Genomic DNA, 1,030 nt, shown 5'->3' with positions numbered 1-1,030 from the left:
CTGAGGACAAGCCCTCGGCCTATTAGTACCGGTCAACTCCACCCCTCACAGGGCTTCCATATCCGGCCTATCAACCCAGTCGTCTACTGGGAGCCTTACCCTCTCAAGGAGGTGGGAGTGCTCATCTCGAAGCAGGCTTCCCGCTTAGATGCTTTCAGCGGTTATCCCTCCCGAACGTAGCCAACCAGCCATGCCCTTGGCAGGACAACTGGCACACCAGAGGTTCGTCCGTCCCGGTCCTCTCGTACTAGGGACAGCCCTTCTCAACACTCCTACGCGCACAGCGGATAGGGACCGAACTGTCTCACGACGTTCTAAACCCAGCTCGCGTACCGCTTTAATGGGCGAACAGCCCAACCCTTGGGACCTACTCCAGCCCCAGGATGCGACGAGCCGACATCGAGGTGCCAAACCATCCCGTCGATATGGACTCTTGGGGAAGATCAGCCTGTTATCCCCGGGGTACCTTTTATCCGTTGAGCGACGGCGCTTCCACAAGCCACCGCCGGATCACTAGTCCCTACTTTCGTACCTGCTCGACCCGTCAGTCTCACAGTCAAGCTCCCTTGTGCACTTACACTCAACACCTGATTGCCAACCAGGCTGAGGGAACCTTTGGGCGCCTCCGTTACCCTTTAGGAGGCAACCGCCCCAGTTAAACTACCCACCAGACACTGTCCCTGATCCGGATCACGGACCCAGGTTAGACATCCAGCACGACCAGAGTGGTATTTCAACGGCGACTCCACAACAACTGGCGTTGCTGCTTCACAGTCTCCCACCTATCCTACACAAGCCGAACCGAACACCAATATCAAGCTATAGTAAAGGTCCCGGGGTCTTTCCGTCCTGCTGCGCGAAACGAGCATCTTTACTCGTAATGCAATTTCACCGGGCCTATGGTTGAGACAGTCGAGAAGTCGTTACGCCATTCGTGCAGGTCGGAACTTACCCGACAAGGAATTTCGCTACCTTAGGATGGTTATAGTTACCACCGCCGTTTACTGGCGCTTAAGTTCTCAGCTTCGCC

Annotated in this window: 1 rRNA gene; it reads right to left on the bottom strand. The window is 56.0% G+C overall.

The features are described from left to right. Positions 1–2 precede the first annotated feature (2 nt). Positions 3–1,030, bottom strand: a 23S ribosomal RNA gene (locus ACIQWA_RS40965); the annotation flags it as partial.

The organism is Kitasatospora sp. NPDC098652, from assembly GCF_044760155.1.
Taxonomy (GTDB): Bacteria; Actinomycetota; Actinomycetes; order Streptomycetales; family Streptomycetaceae; genus Kitasatospora.
This window is presented reverse-complemented; position numbering and strand designations above follow the sequence as displayed.